Source organism: Actinosynnema sp. NPDC091369 (assembly GCF_044757065.1).
In the GTDB taxonomy this organism is placed as follows: domain Bacteria; phylum Actinomycetota; class Actinomycetes; order Mycobacteriales; family Pseudonocardiaceae; genus Actinosynnema.
Window position 1 is genome coordinate 326132 of record NZ_JBIVUG010000007.1, and the last position, 14367, is coordinate 340498.

Sequence of the window (14367 nt, forward strand, 5' to 3'; positions counted from 1 at the left end):
CCCAGCCCCGCCGAACGAAATCCGAACCCAGCCGACGCCCCAACGCGTCGAGGTCGGCCTGTCCGTGCGGGCAGTGGCGGCGCAGGGCAGGGCCGTGACCGGAGACCGGGCATCGGACGCGGTGGCCCGGTTGTGTTGCTTGCGGCCCGGCACCGGCGGGCGGTGGGGGGTGGGCCCAGGACGGGCGCCTCGCACGTGGCGGGGAGTAGGTCGGGGCCGTTCGGCAAGGGCGCAGTGGGTTGTCGTGGTGTCACCGGTCAACGGCGGTTGCAGTTGATTCGGGTTGGGGGGAGTTCGCCGCCGTTGAAGTGGCGCAGGGCTTCCTTGAAGTCGGCGCAGCGGCGTGGGTCTTCCTGGGCCGGGTTGGCGTAGCCGATGTTCTTGCTGACGCCGCCCATGTCCAGGGCGTCGGCGTAGTCGTTGGTGTTCGGCCGGGCGACGGTCCAGTAGTAGCGGGCGACCGGGGCGCTCCAGGCCAGAGTGGCGACGTCGTCCGGTGCGCTGACGAAGTCGTGGCCCAGGTGGTCGCCCGCGCCGCGGTAGTTGGCGACGCCGGTGAGCTGGATGTAGCCGCGACCGCGGTAGTTGCTCGGGTTGCCCGCTTCCTGGGCGTTGTAGCGGAACCCGCTCTCCCGGCGCAGGGTGGCGACGAACGCGGCGATGCGCGCGGGGTTGTCGATGCGGCCTTCGCGCATCTCCTCGTTCAGCTTGGGCAGCCCCTCCTCGATCAGGCGCTCGTCGCCGAGGTAGCCGAAGATCGCCTTCAGGTCCGCCAACGACACCAGCCCGGAGCCGCGCGGCGGCAGCACGAGCCGGAAACCGGTGACGTCGGCGGGTGCGGCGGTGTGCCAGCCCGGGCCCAGGTCGCCCGCCTTGACCAGCAGGGCGCCGCCCTTCACCGCCGCGACCCGGTCGCCGGCGAGCAGGAACGCGGACACGCCGTCCTCCTGGTGCACCAGCTCGGCGTCGAGCGGCCCCTCCTTCGCCCACAGCGAGCCGCCCTCGGTGAACGCGATGCGGTCGTAGTCGAGCTGGAAGTCCGTCACCGAGTCCGGGTTCACGGTGAACCAGCCCGGCTCCAGGTCGCCGCCCTTCACCAGCAGCGACCCGTCGGCTTTCAGCACCCCGATCCGGTCACCCGAGAGTTGGAACTTCCGCACGTCCCGCTCCTGGAACACCGGGTCCGCGCTCAGGTCGCCTTCCTTGACCCACAGCTCAGGACCCTCCGCGAAGGCGATGCGGTCACCCGACAGTTGGAAATCCGTCACCGAATCGGGGTTGATCACCTCCCAGCCCGGCCCCAGGTCGCCCTCTTTCACCAGCAGCGAGCCGTCGTTCTTGAGCACTCCGATCCGGTCACCGTGGAGCTGGAACTCCTTCACGTCCCGCTCCTGGAGCACCGGCTCGGCGTCCAACGCGCCCTCGGCCACCCACAGCTCGCCGTGGTCGAGGTAGCCGATCCGGTTGTCCTCCAACTGGAACCCGGTCACCGAGTCCGGATTCACGGTGTGCCAGCCCGGTTCCAGGTCCCCCTCCTTGACCAGCAGCGCGCCGCCCTTGACCACGCCGATCCGGTCGCCGAACAGGTCGTAGCCCTCGACCCCTTCCTCTTGCAGCACCCACGGCGCCGCTATGTCCCCCTCGTTGGCGTACAACCGGTCCCCCTGGAGCACGGCCATCCGCCCACCCGTGGGGCGGTCGCGCGCCGCAGCCGCCGGAACCGCCGTCCCGACCAGCGCCAGTGCCGCCACGACCAGCGAGAGGCCCGTTCGAGTGCGCGAAGTGCGCGAAGTGCGCGAAGTGCGCGACATGGTGTTCCCCCTCTTCCGCGATGTCGGGGGAACCGTCGCAAGTGGTGATGACGGCTCGTTGACTTTCAGTGACGGCGCGATGACGCGGAACCGGAAACCCGGTCGACGGCACCCGTACCATTCGACTACTCCGAATGGCGTATCAGGGTGGGGCGGCGGCGATGTGGGAGTTCGGTGTGCTGGGGCCGATGATCGCGCGACGGGACGGGACCGCGGTCACGCTGTCCGCGGCCAAGCACCGCGTGGTCCTGGCCGCGCTGCTGGTGCGCCCGGGCACGGTCGTGCCGGTGGACGCGCTGGTCACGGCGTTGTGGGGCGACGAACCACCCGACCGGGCCCGCAGCACCTGCCAGGCGTACGTGATGCGGCTGCGGCAGGCCCTCGGCGACGGCGCGGTGGTGCGCACCTGCCCCGGCGGGTACCTCCTGGACGTCACGCCCGAGCAGGTCGACGTCGGCCGGTTCACCGCGCTCACCAAGGAGGCGGGCGTCGCCACCCGGCCGGAGGACCGCGCCGAACTCCTGCACCGCGCGCTGGCGCTGTGGCGGGGACCGGCGCTGGTCGACGTGCCCTCGGAGTCCCTGCACCGCGACGTCGCACCCGCCCTGACCGAGCAGCGGCTGCGCGCGCTGGCGCACCGCGTCGACGCCGACCTCGCGCTGGGCAGGCACGAGGAGCTGGTCGGCGAGCTGACCGCGCTGACCGCCGAGCACCCGTTCCAGGAGCGGTTCTGGGCGCAGCTCATGCTGGCGCTGCACCGGTGCAACCGGCAGGCCGACGCGCTGCACGTCTACCAGGAACTCGACCGCACGCTGGTCGAGGAGCTGGGCTTGCGGCCCGGCGAGGAGGTGCGCGCCCTCCAGGAGGCGATCCTCAAGGAGGACCCGGCACTGGCCGCGCCGGCGGGCCGGGTGGTGCGCGTGCGGCCCGCCGTGCCGCCGGACATCGGCGACTTCGTCGGCCGGGACGAGCTGATCCGCGAGGCCGAGGACCGGTTGCGCGCCACCGGCGGGTCGGCGGCACCGATCGTGGTGCTGTCCGGGCCGCCGGGGGTGGGCAAGTCGGCGTTGGCGATCCACCTGGCGCACCGGTTGAACGCCGAGTTCCCCGACGGCGTCCTGCACGTCAACCTGCACGGGTACTCCAACACCCGCCCCGCGTCGGTGGCACAGGCGCTGGGCTACTTCGTGCGGGTGCTCGGCATGCCCGCCGAGCAGGTGCCGTTGGCGCAGGACGAGCTGGAGTCCCACTACCGGGCGATGCTGAGCGGTCGGCGGATGCTCGTGGTGCTGGACAACGCGGCGGACGCCGACCAGGTGCGGCCGCTGCTGCCCGCCGACGCGGCCTGCGCGGCGCTGGTGACCAGCCGCAGCGAGCTGCGCGGCCTCACCGCGTTGCAGGGCGCCCGCCGGCTGTCGCTCGACGTGCTGACCGAGGACGAGGCCCGGGACCTGCTGGTCGCGATCCTCGGCCCGGACGCGGTCGCGGCGCAGCCGGCGGCGAGCGGGCTGCTGGCCGGGCTGTGCGCGCGGCTGCCGCTGGCGTTGCGGATCGCCGCGGCCAACCTGTCCGCCCGCCCGCGGCCCGACATCGCCGACTACGTCGCCGAGCTGCGGCAGGACGACCGGTTGGCGGCCCTGGCCGTGGAGGGCGACGACAGCGCCGCGGTGCGCAGCGCGTTCAGCGCGTCCTACGCGGCGTTGACGGCGCAGGCGCGGGTGCTGTTCCGCCGGCTCGGCCTGCTGCCGGGCGCGGACTTCACCGCGCCCGCCGCCGCCGCGCTGCTCGGGGTGCCGTTCGGCACGGCCACGCGGCTGCTGGAGGCCCTGGCCGCGGCGAGCCTGGTGCAGCAGCACGCGCCCCGCCGCTACCAGTTCCACGACCTGCTGCGGCTGTACGCGCGCACGCGCGCCGCCGAGGAGGAGCCCGAGCCGGAGCGGAGGGCCGCGCTGCGCCGCTGGCTGGAGCACTGCCTGCACACCGCGGACGCGGCGGCGGAGCTGCTCAACCCGACGTTGAGCAGGCTGCCCCGCCCCGCGCCGAGCAGCGAGCCCGTGGTGCCCTACCTGGGCAACGGCGCCGAGGCCGCGGCCTGGTTCGCGGCCGAGCACGCCAACCTGGTGGCCGCCATCGAGCACGCCGCGACGGCCGAGCCCGAGCTGTGCTGGCACCTGGCCGACGCGGTGCGCGGATACCTGTACTCCCGCCGCCTGGACGCCGACCTGCTCGCCGTCACCGAGATCGCGCTGGCCGCCGCGCACGGGCACGGGCAGCGCGACGTGGTGCCGTTCCTGCGCAACAGCCGCGGGATGCTGCACTGGAGCCGCGGTGACTACGACTCGGCGATGCACGACCTCGACGCGGCGCTGGAAGGCCACCGGGCCGTCGGGTCCCGGACGGGTGAGGCCGTGGTGCTCAGCAACCTCGGCATCGTGCGCCTGGAGCTGGGCGAGGTCGACAAGGCCGTGGAGCACACCTCGCGGGCCCTGGAGCTGTGCCGGGAACTGGGCCAACGGCGCACCGAGGCCGCCACGCTGGTGAACCTCGGCTTCATGCACCTCGAACGCGGCGAGCTGGACCGCGCCGAGGAGCACCTCCGACTGGCGCTCACGTTGTGCGAGAGGCTCGACCTGGCGCACACGGGCGCGACAGCGCGCAACAACCTCGGCGGGGTGCGGCTGCGGCAGGGCAGGTTGAAGGAGGCCCTGGCGCACCACACGGCCGCCCTGGAGACGTACCGACGCCTGCACGCCCGGCACGACGAGGCGGAGGTGCTGCAGAACCTGGCTGCCACGCACCGGGAGGCCGGGCGCTACGACGAGGCGGTCGAGTGCGGCACGCAGGCGCTGGAGCTGGCCCGGCGGACCGGGAACATGCGCTACGAGGCGGACGCGTTGAACACGCTCGGCTCGACGGCGCTGCGCTCGGGCGACCGGGCCACCGCCCGGCGCAGGCACCACGAGGCGTTGGTGCTCTGCGCGCACGCCGGGTACGCGCAGGGGCAGATCACGGCCCGGATCGGGCTGGGCCGGGAGCTGCGCGCCGCCGGGCAGGCCGACATGGGGCTGTTCGAGTTGCAGGCGGCGCTGGCGCTCGCCCGGGAGTCCGGTTTCCGGCTGCGGGAGGCGCAGGCCCTGGTGGAGGCGTCGCTGCTGGAACTGGACCTGCGCCACCACGACGCCGCCCGCGAGCTGGCCGAGGAGGCGCTGCGGCTGCACCGGGAGATCGGTGACCCGTTCGGCCAGGCGCAGGCGTTGCGCCTGCTCGGTTCGCTGGCCCGGCGACCGGAGGAGGCCGCGGCGCTGTGGCGGGCCGCCCTCGGCCTGATGCGGCGGATCGGCGTCGAGGAGGTCACCGAGCTGGCGTTGCTGCTCCACCGGGTGGAGTCATCACGGCGTCAACCAGACGTCAACAACCTCCCGGAGGGTGTGCAGCGGACCGCCCCCTGACGAGAGGACCGCACCATGTCCGGCTTTCCCCGGCGCACGTTCGTGCGCGGCTCGCTGGCGGTGGTCGCGCTCGCCGGCGTCGGCGCCGCGGCCGGACGCGGGTCCGGCCCGGCCGCCGCGGCCGTTCCCGGGCCGCGGGACCTCGTCGCGGCGCGCGACGCGATCGCCAGGCTGCTCGGTGCGGGCGCCGCCGCCGGGTTCGTCCTCGACGGGCTGGTCCCGGAGCCCGGCGAGGCGGACGCGTTCGAGATCAGCGGCTCGACGGGCGCGGTGCGGGTCGCGGGCAGCGGTCCGGTCGCCCTGCTGTCGGGCGTGCACTGGTGGCTCAAGCACGTCGCGGGCGGCCACCTGTCCGGCAACGGCGACCGCGTCGCGCTGCCCGCGCGGCTGCCCGCGCCGGAGGGCCCGAGCCGGCAGTCGACCGAGCTGGTCGAGCGCTATGCGTACAACTTCACCGTCTTCGGTTACACCACGCCGTTCTGGGGGTGGCCGGAGTGGGAGCGGGAGCTCGACCTGCTGGCCGCGGCGGGCGTCAACCGGGCGCTCGCGCTGACCGGCCAGGAGATCGCCTGGTACGAGACGTTCCAGGACTTCGGGCTGTCCGAGTCGGAGGTCCGGCAGTGGATCGCGCAGCCGGCCCACCAGCCGTGGCAGTGGTACGGCGAGATCACCGGGTACGACGAGGGCGCGTCCGCCCACAGCGGGCCGGTGAGCGTCGGGCTGCTGCACCGGCGGCGCGACCTGGGCGTGCGCATCGTCGAGCGGATGCGGGAGCTCGGTATCACGCCGGTCTTCCCGGCGTTCGTCGGGCACGTGCCGGACGGGGTGTTCGCCGAGCGGCACCCCCGCGCCCACGTCGTCGCGCAGGCCGACTACGCGGGCCACCCCCGGCCGCGCTGGCTGGACTGCACCGATCCGCTCTACCCGGCCGTGGCGGAGCGGTTCTACCGCGCGCAGGCCGAGCACTTCGGCACCACCACCCACTACTCGAACGACCTGTTCCACGAGGTGGGCGACGACGAGCTGCCCTCCTTGCTCGACGGCGCCGACCTGGGCGCGGCGGCGGTCGCCGTGCAGGGGGCGTTGGCGCGGGCCGTGCCCGACGCGCGGTGGCTGGTGCAGGGCTGGCAGGCCAACCCGCGCCGCGCGCTGCTCGACGCGGTGGACGAGGAGCGCGTCGTGGTGCTCGACCTCGACTCCGACGACTCCCGCAAGTGGCAGGAGACCGACGCCTACTGGGGTGCGCCGTGGTGCTGGGGCACGATCGGGAACTTCGGCGGCCGGCTGGGCATGTTCGGCACGCTGCTCGAACCGGGCCGCACGCTGCCCGCCGTGCGCGCCGACCCGGCCCGCCGCAGGCTCGTCGGCACCGCGGTCGTGCCGGAGGGCATCCGCCACAACCCGGTCGTGTTCGACCTGCTGAGCGAGACGCCGTGGCGGCGTGACCCGGTCGACCTGGCGGTCTGGGTGCGCGCCTACGCCCGGCGGCGGTACGGCGGCGACGACCCGCACGCCGCGCGAGCGTGGGAGATCCTGCTCCGCACCGCCTACTCCTACGCCTCCACCGGCCACACGAGCGGTGAAGGCCCGCACGAGACGCCGTTCGCCGCGGAGCCCGCGCTGACCGTGGGCTCGGTGTCGCAGTGGGGCCCGGCGAACTGGCGTTACGACCCGGCCGAGTTCGCGCCCTGCCTGACCGAACTCCTCGCGGTCGCGCCCGCTCTGCGCGCGACCGCGACGTACCGGTACGACCTGGTCGACGTGACGCGGCAGGTGCTGGCCAACCGCGGGCGGATGCTGCTCGACCGACTGCGCGGCGCGTACGAGGCCGGTGATCGTGAGGCCGTGGTGCGGCACGGCGCGCGGTTCCTGAGGGCCTTGGACCTCTGCGACGAAGTGCTGGGCACGCACGAGGACTGGTTGTTGGGCCGGTGGTTGGCGCAGGCGAGGAGTTGGGGCGCCACCGAGGAGGAACGCGTCGCCCTGGAGTGGAACGCCCGCACGATCATCACCACGTGGAGCGTCCACGCCGCGCCGACGCTGCGCGAGTACGCCAACCGCGACTGGCACGGGCTGGTGGGCGGCTACTACCGGTCGCGCTGGCGGCGCTTCCTGGACGCGCTGCCCGCCACCACGGCGTCGGGCGAGCCGCCGGTGTTCGACGACTGGGCCGAGCACGGTGACGCTTGGAGCCGCGGCCGGGAGCCGCACACCGCCCGGCCGACCGGCGAGCCTTACGCCGTCGCCGCCCGGATCGCCGCCGACCTGGCCGCCGACCCGCTCTGACCCGCACCGAGGACCGGCCATGTGACTTCGAGGTCGCCCCCGGACCGGGGCCAAGCCGCAGTGAACCGCGAACCGGCGGGCGGTGCCGCGGAAGGGGCCCCGCGCGGTGCTTGCCGGCCGGCGCGGCGGCGTCGGAACAGCCGGCGGAGCGGTCACCGGCCACCTCTCCACAACAAGTCCGCCGGCAATCGCGGCCCCGCGCCGCCCAGAGCATCGAGAAGGGTGCGTTCATGCCCACCATCACCCGACGTGCCCTGCTGCGGGGCGGGCTGCTCGCCGCCACCGGCGTCATCACCACCCGCCTGGCGGGCACGACCGCCGCCGGTCCCCGCCCGGACGGGTTCGCGGTGGCCTACAACGACCTCGTCATCACGCCGCACGCGCCGCCGTGGCCGAGCCTGTGGATGGGCGGCTACGGCTGGGTGAAGCGCGGCAGCCGCGGCGACGTGGCACGCGACCTGCACGCGCACTGCCTGGCCCTGCACGACGGCGACCGCGGCGTCCGGGTGCTGGTGCGCGTCGACGTGGTCGGCATCCCGCGCGACGTGCACCAGGAGATCCGGCGCCGGGTGTGCGAGCAGGAGCGGCTGGTCGCCTCGCCGGACTTCCTCATCGTGGCCAGCCACACGCACAGCGGCCCGTTCCTCGGCGACACCCACCCGGACCCGTACGTGCTCATGGGGCTGGACGCGGCCGACATCGGCGCGGTCAACGGCTCCACTGCCCTGTTCGTCGACCTGGTGGTCGAACTGGTCCGCCGCACCGTGCGGGAGCAGCCCCTCGCCGCCACCCTGCACTACGCCGAGGGCGCGGCGGAGATCGGCTTCAACCGGGCCGGGCTCGCGCACGTGATCACCGACGTGCCGGTGCTGCTGGTCCGCGACACCGACGACGGCGCGCCGCTGGCCGTGCTGTTCGGCGCGACCTGCCACCCGGTGTGCCGAGGCCGTGACGAGGTCTTCGACAGCGACTTCGCGGGCGCCGCGGCCGAGGTGGTCGGGCGGGAGCTGGGCGTCGTGGCGATGTTCTTCCAGGGCACCGCGGGCGACCACGACCCGGTCGGCGGCCAGGGCCCGCACCGGCCGGCCGAGCTGGGGCAGGTGCTCGCCGACGCCGTGCTGGCGGTGGTGCGGCGCGACGAGTTCACCCCCGTGACGGGACCGGTGCGCGGCGAGCTCGTCGAGGTGCGGCTGCCGTTCTCGGTCGACCTCGGCGATCCCGGCGCGGTGGCGGAGCTGGAGCGCAAGTACCGGTCACGTCTGGACGGTCACCTCGGGCAGGCGGAGGTGCGGCACGCGGAGGTCGTGCTCCGGAAGCTCGCCGAGGGCGGTTTCCCCCGCGACTTCCCGATGCCGATCCAGTGTTGGAAGTGGGGCGGGTTGACCGTGCTCGCGCTGGCGCACGAAGTGCTCAGCACCTACCACGTGCTGCTCAAGCGGATGGCCGACCGGGTGGGCACCGGGAACCTGTGGATCATGGCCTACGCCAACGAGACGCAGGGGTACGTGCCCGCCGACGAGACGTCGTGGCGCGGCGGGTACGAGGCGGGCTGGGGCGACGGCGACCCCCACATCACCGGCGCGGGCAGCAACATGCTGGCCTACGGCTGGCCCGCGCCGCTGCGCGGATCGCCGGTCGGCGTCCACCCGCCCACGCCCGACAGCACCGAGGCGATCGTCCTGTCGGCGTGTGAAGGACTGTTGCGATGACGGGGCTGCACCTGACGTTCGTGGGGCGTGACAACGTCTGCCGCTCGCCGATGGCGGCGCTGGTGGTGCGGGAGCACCTGCGGCGCAACGCCCTGGCCGACCGGGTGCGGGTGAGCACCGCCGGGACCGAGCCGTGGCGGGTGGGGCAGCCCGCGGACCGGCGCGCGGTGCGGGTCCTCGCCGAGCACGGCTACCCCACCGGCCACATCGCGACCCCGATCGGAGCGCCGCAGTCGACCGCCGACCTGGTGCTGGTGCTGGACGCCGTCCCACCGCCGGCGCTGCTGAGACTCGTCGGGTCGGCCGACCTCGTCCGACCCCTGCGCTGCTTCGACCCGACCGCGGGTGACGACCTCGACGTGCCCGACCCCTACCACCGCGGACCGGAGGCGTTCCGGGAAGTCCTCGCCGTGATCGAGGCCACCGTGCCCGGTCTGCTCCGGTGGGTCCGCGACCACCTGCCCACGCCCGACCGCCCGACCGGGAAAGATCAACCGGCCTAGGCCCCGCGACGACCAGTGCCTCACGCCGCACCGCCCGGTCCGTATGGTTGTCCGGTCGGTGCCGGACAGGGGCGGGGTTCGCTGGTGATGGACGTGGGGCGCTTGGTGGCCGGTCGGTACCGGCTGCGCGGGCGTGTGGGTGCGGGGGCCATGGGCGTGGTGTGGCAGGCGCTGGACGAGCGCCTGGACCGCGTGGTGGCGCTCAAGCAACTCGTGGTGCCCGAGGGCGCCGACCCGGTCGCGGCCGTGGCGCGGGCGGCGCGGGAAGGCCGCATCGCCGCCCGGTTGCAGCACCCCAACGCGGTGACCGTCCACGACGTCGTGGAGGACGACGGCAAGCCGGTGCTGGTGATGGAGTACCTGCCCGCGCGAACCCTGGCCGACCGCATCGCACAGGGCCCGTTGCCCGCCGAGCACGTGCTGCGCATCGGGGCGCAGGTCGCCGGCGCGTTGGCGGCGGCGCACGCGGCGGGCGTGGTGCACCGGGACGTCAAGCCGGGCAACATCCTGCTGACCGAGGACAGCACCGCCAAGATCACGGACTTCGGCATCGCCCGCGCCGTCGGGGACGTCACCGTGACCAGGACCGGCCTGCTCGCGGGCACCCCCGCGTTCCTGTCGCCGGAGGTGGCGCGCGGCGGTGAGCCGGGACCGGCCTCCGACGTGTTCGCGCTCGGCGCGACGCTGTACGCGGCGGTGGAGGGACGGCCGCCGTTCGGCGACGGGGACAACGCCATCGCCCTGCTGCACGCCGTCGCGGCGGGCCGCTTCGCCCCGCCGACCCAGGCCGGACCGCTGACCGACGTGCTGCTGGACCTGCTGCGCACCGACCCGGCCACCCGGCCGACCATGACGCAGGCCGCCGACCGACTCCGCGAGCAATCCCATGCGGCCCGCCCCCCGGCCACCAGGCTGGACCTGCACCCGGCGGACCTCCCGCCCGCACCGACCGGCTCCCGGACCACGCCACCACCGCCGACCGATCCGACACCCCCACCAGTCGGTCAGACGCCGGGACCTGCGACGCCCTGGCCACCCGGCCACACCCCGACACCACCCGCCGGGCACGGGCACCCCACCACCGTGGCACCACACCCGACCGCCCTCGCACCCCGTCCGGCTCACGGCACGCGGGCCGGGCTCGTCGCGGTGGCAGCGGCAGCCGTGGTCGGTTCGGTCGTCCTGGTGCTGGTGCTGACGAACGGCAGCAAGCCCACCGACAGCGCGGCCGGCGCGGTGACGACGACCACCACCACGACGTCCACCACCGCACCCTCCCCCGCACAGCTGGAGCAAGCGGTGGCGGAGTACTACGCGTTGTTGCCGAAGGATGTCGCCCGGGCGTGGGAACGGCTCGGACCCGGCCTGCGGGCGCAGGGCCGCCAGGAGTACGAGAGGTACTGGCGGAACGTCAAAGACCTCGCCGTCAGCTCACCACCCACCGCCGCCGGACCGGACGCCGTGACGGTCGGCGTCGACGTCACCGGAGCGGACGGCAAGAGGCTCCGCACAGCGCACCGGCTGCGGCTCGTCGTCCGCGACGGGACGCCGTTGATCGACTCCGACGAAGTGCTGTCGTCACAACGCCTCGACAAGGAACACGGCGACAAGGACGACGAGGACAAGAAGGACGACCGGAAACGCGGTGGTGGCAAGAACGGCGAAGGCTGAGCACCCGGCTCACGCGACGACTTCGCCCCACACCGCCTTGTAGCTGTGCTCGGGGTCCACGCCCCACCGGAAGGCCAACCGGTTCACCAGCAGCAGTCCCCGGTGGCGCAGCCCGCGCCCACCCGGCTTGCCGAGCACGGGCAGCAGTTCGGGGCTGGAGTCGTGCACTTCCACCCGGACGATGTGACTGTCGCGGTGGTGGCTCAACCGCAGCCGACGTGGCGCGATGGCGTGCTCGAACGCGTTGGTCAGCAACGCGTCGGCGATCAGCAGCAGGTCGAGCAGTTTGTACTGGTCCAGTTCCGGGACGTTCTCAATGATCCACCTGCGTGCGCGACGCACCGGTGGAACGGTGTCCTCCAGATCGAAGTCGACGGGGTCAGCGGACCGTTCGACGACGTCCACAACACGAGCCTTCCAGCAATCGGCACTCCCTCTCGGGCCCAGGGCGTAGGTGCCGGGTTCCCCACACCCCCGGCGCCAAACAGTGACCCCGACCTCATGGGGCCTGCCGTGTCGGACGTGAACGATTCAGAGCACCGGCCGCGCAGGGCGAGCGGCCATCCGCACGCACTCACTTCGGCGTGACCGCGAACGGCACCTCGACCGGTACGGGTTGCTCGGAGCCGCTGCTGACCGTGCCGCGGATCGTGCCGGCGACCGCCTTCGGCCCGGCCAACAGCCGGAACACGAACGTCACCGACCCGCCGACGGGGATCTCCGCGTCCGCCGTGCACGTGACCGTTCCCCTGCCCGCGGGACACCCGGTCGTCTGCTGCGCCGCGCCGTCGAACCGCACCAGGTCCCGGCCCCGCAGCTTGTTGCCCTTCCCCACCACCTGCACACCGTCGGGCAGGGACAGCACCACCGCGGTGGGAGCGAGGGGCGTCGAGCCGGTGTTGCGGACGATGACCGGCAGGTCGACGGGCGGCCCACCGGTGGGCACGGCGAACCCGTCCGGCACGACCGGGGTCAGCGGTTGTCCCACCGGTGCGGCGGTCGTGGTCGTCGGCGCCTCGCCCGACAGGACCGACGGCGACGGCTGGGCACCGGGTTCGGTGGCCGTGCTGCCGGCGGACGGCACGTCGGCTCCCGACTCGGGGACCACCGACGTCCCCGACACGACCACCGACGTCCCGGGGTCCGCTGCCGTGGCGGGCGGTTGGGCGTCGACCGGCGGCACGCCCGCCTGCTGCCCCGCGTTCACCCCGAGCACGACGGCCGCGACCACCGCCGTGGCCGACGCCGCCACGCCGAGCCACTGCGCCGTCGTGGTCACGGAGTTGACCGCCGCCCCCGCGCCCGCCGCCACCGCGCCCGCCTTGGCCGTGCCCGCCGTCGCGGCCAGGTAACCGGACACGCCCGCGCCGAGCACCAGCGGCGCGACGACGGCGCGCAGCGTGCCGTTCACGTCGGCCAGTTCGGCGGCCATGGCGCGGCACGTCCCGCACTCGTCCAGGTGCGCCTCGACCTGCGCGGTCTCCCGCTTGGTGAGCCCGCCCCTGGTCCACGCGGCCAGCTTCGCGACGGTGGCGCGGCAGCGGTTCGTGGGGTTGTCCGCCAGGTGCGCCTGGAGGTAGGCGGTCTTGAGGCCCTCGCGCGCCCGGTAGGCCAACGCCGACGCGCCGTTGGCGGTCAACCCCAGCAACTTCGCCAGCTCGGACGCCGACTGGCCCTCGATCTCGGTCTGCCACAACACCGTCTGCCACCGCTCGGGCAGGCTGGCGAACGCCCGGGTGGCCAGCGACCGCTCCAGCGTCGCCAGGGCCGGGTCGTGGAACGGCACCGTGGTGACCTTCTCCACGCCCGACACGGCTTCCACGTCGTCGGCGAGCTTGAGCTTCTTGTCCCGCCGAGTCTTGTCGTACGCGGTGTGCCGCAACGCGGTCAGCAGGTACGCGCGGAACGCCGATTCGGGACCGCCACCGGCGCGCAGCGTGTCCAGCACCTTGGCGAAGGCGTCCGACACCAGGTCGTCGGCCTCCGCGCCCGACCGGGCCAGGTGCCGGGCCAGGTTGCGCGCCGCACGCACGTGCCGTTCGAACAGCTGGCCGTAAGCCTCGATCTCCCCGCCGCGCACGGCTTCGATCAGCTCGGCGTCCGACGGCGGCCGGGAGGACGCCGGCACGCCCGACGCGCCCGACGAGGCGGAGTCGGCGTTGAGCACGTGATCGAGGTCGTCGCGCAACGCGGCCAGGTCCGCGGTCGCCCACCGCTCCAGGTCGCGCTCGTCGGGATGTCCGATCACCGGACGTCTACCTCCCAGCACGGTATGTGAGCGATTCCCTGCGGACCATACTGAACGCCCGATCACCGTTCGCACCGCCACGCCACTCCGGGCGAGCCGATCCGACCTCATCGTTTGCGCGTTTCGGTCGCGAACCCGAACCGTTTCCACCGGGACGCCGCTTCGGTAACCCGAAGGGTGGGCGCGCGGGCGTGTCCGGGTGGAGCAAGATCGGCCCGTGCCCGCCGCCTCCGTACACTTCGGGCCGTGGCGGGGAGCATCGCGGACGGTCAACGGCGTGGGCGGCGACGCGGCGAGTTGACGGTCGGCACCATCGCCGAGCTCGCCGGTGTTTCGAAGCCCACCGTGTCGAAGGTGCTCAACGGTCGGGCGGGTGTGGCGTCGGAGACGCGGCAGCGGGTCGAGGCCCTGCTGCGCGAGCACGGCTACCGCCGACCGGACGCCATCGCGCCCGCCGCCCTGCTCGAAGTGGTCTTCTACGGGCTCGAACGCCACATGGCGGTCGAGATCATGCGCGGGATCGAACCGGTGGCGCGCGAGCACGAGCTGGCCGTGGCGTTCACCGAGGTGGTGGAGCCGACGTCACCGGGCCGGTCGTGGGCCGAGCAGCTGCTCGCCCGCCACCCGCTCGGGGTGATCGCGGTGTACTCGGCGTTCACGCCCCCGAGCAGCACGCCCTGCTCGCCGCCA

Annotated in this window: 9 protein-coding genes; 5 read left to right on the top strand and 4 right to left on the bottom strand. The window is 73.9% G+C overall.

Annotated elements, in window-relative coordinates:
* Positions 1-257 precede the first annotated feature (257 nt).
* Positions 258-1679 carry a hypothetical protein gene (locus tag ACIQMJ_RS27520; protein ID WP_499763882.1) on the bottom strand — a complete coding sequence of 474 codons (1422 nt, stop codon included), beginning with the start codon at positions 1677-1679 and terminating at the stop codon, positions 258-260.
* Positions 1680-1945: 266 nt separating this feature from the next.
* Between ACIQMJ_RS27520 and ACIQMJ_RS27525 the strand changes: the two genes are divergently transcribed.
* From ACIQMJ_RS27525 to ACIQMJ_RS27545, 5 genes are all read left to right on the top strand, one after another.
* Positions 1946-5260, top strand: a complete 3315-nt coding sequence (locus ACIQMJ_RS27525; RefSeq protein ID WP_499763883.1) for an AfsR/SARP family transcriptional regulator — start codon at positions 1946-1948, stop codon at positions 5258-5260.
* A 15-nt stretch (positions 5261-5275) separates the two neighbouring features.
* The gene (locus ACIQMJ_RS27530) at positions 5276-7546 is read left to right on the top strand and encodes an alpha-N-acetylglucosaminidase (RefSeq protein ID WP_499763884.1); all 2271 of its coding nucleotides are present in this window, start codon (positions 5276-5278) and stop codon (positions 7544-7546) included.
* 230 nt (positions 7547-7776) lie between these two features.
* On the top strand, positions 7777-9255 hold the full coding sequence (locus tag ACIQMJ_RS27535) for a hypothetical protein (protein ID WP_499763885.1): 1479 nt from the start codon (positions 7777-7779) through the stop codon (positions 9253-9255).
* Positions 9252-9758 carry an arsenate reductase/protein-tyrosine-phosphatase family protein gene (locus ACIQMJ_RS27540; RefSeq protein WP_499763886.1) on the top strand — a complete coding sequence of 169 codons (507 nt, stop codon included), beginning with the start codon at positions 9252-9254 and terminating at the stop codon, positions 9756-9758. Before ACIQMJ_RS27535 ends, ACIQMJ_RS27540 begins: the two co-directional genes overlap by 4 nt.
* Positions 9759-9845: 87 nt before the next feature.
* A complete protein-coding gene (locus ACIQMJ_RS27545) occupies positions 9846-11429 on the top strand; it encodes a serine/threonine-protein kinase (protein ID WP_499763887.1) in 1584 nt (527 codons plus the stop codon).
* A 9-nt stretch (positions 11430-11438) separates the two neighbouring features.
* On the opposite strand, the gene ACIQMJ_RS27550 is transcribed toward ACIQMJ_RS27545, so the two are convergent.
* The 3 genes from ACIQMJ_RS27550 to ACIQMJ_RS27560 all read right to left on the bottom strand — a co-directional run bounded on the left by ACIQMJ_RS27550 (position 11439) and on the right by ACIQMJ_RS27560 (position 14351).
* Positions 11439-11771 carry an ATP-binding protein gene (locus ACIQMJ_RS27550; protein WP_499763888.1) on the bottom strand — a complete coding sequence of 111 codons (333 nt, stop codon included), beginning with the start codon at positions 11769-11771 and terminating at the stop codon, positions 11439-11441.
* Positions 11772-12003: 232 nt separating this feature from the next.
* Complete coding sequence (locus tag ACIQMJ_RS27555) at positions 12004-13677, bottom strand: sigma-70 family RNA polymerase sigma factor (RefSeq protein ID WP_499763889.1); 1674 nt, start codon at positions 13675-13677, stop codon at positions 12004-12006.
* Positions 13678-14153: 476 nt separating this feature from the next.
* On the bottom strand, positions 14154-14351 hold the full coding sequence (locus ACIQMJ_RS27560) for a hypothetical protein (protein ID WP_499763890.1): 198 nt from the start codon (positions 14349-14351) through the stop codon (positions 14154-14156).
* Positions 14352-14367: the final 16 nt, after the last annotated feature.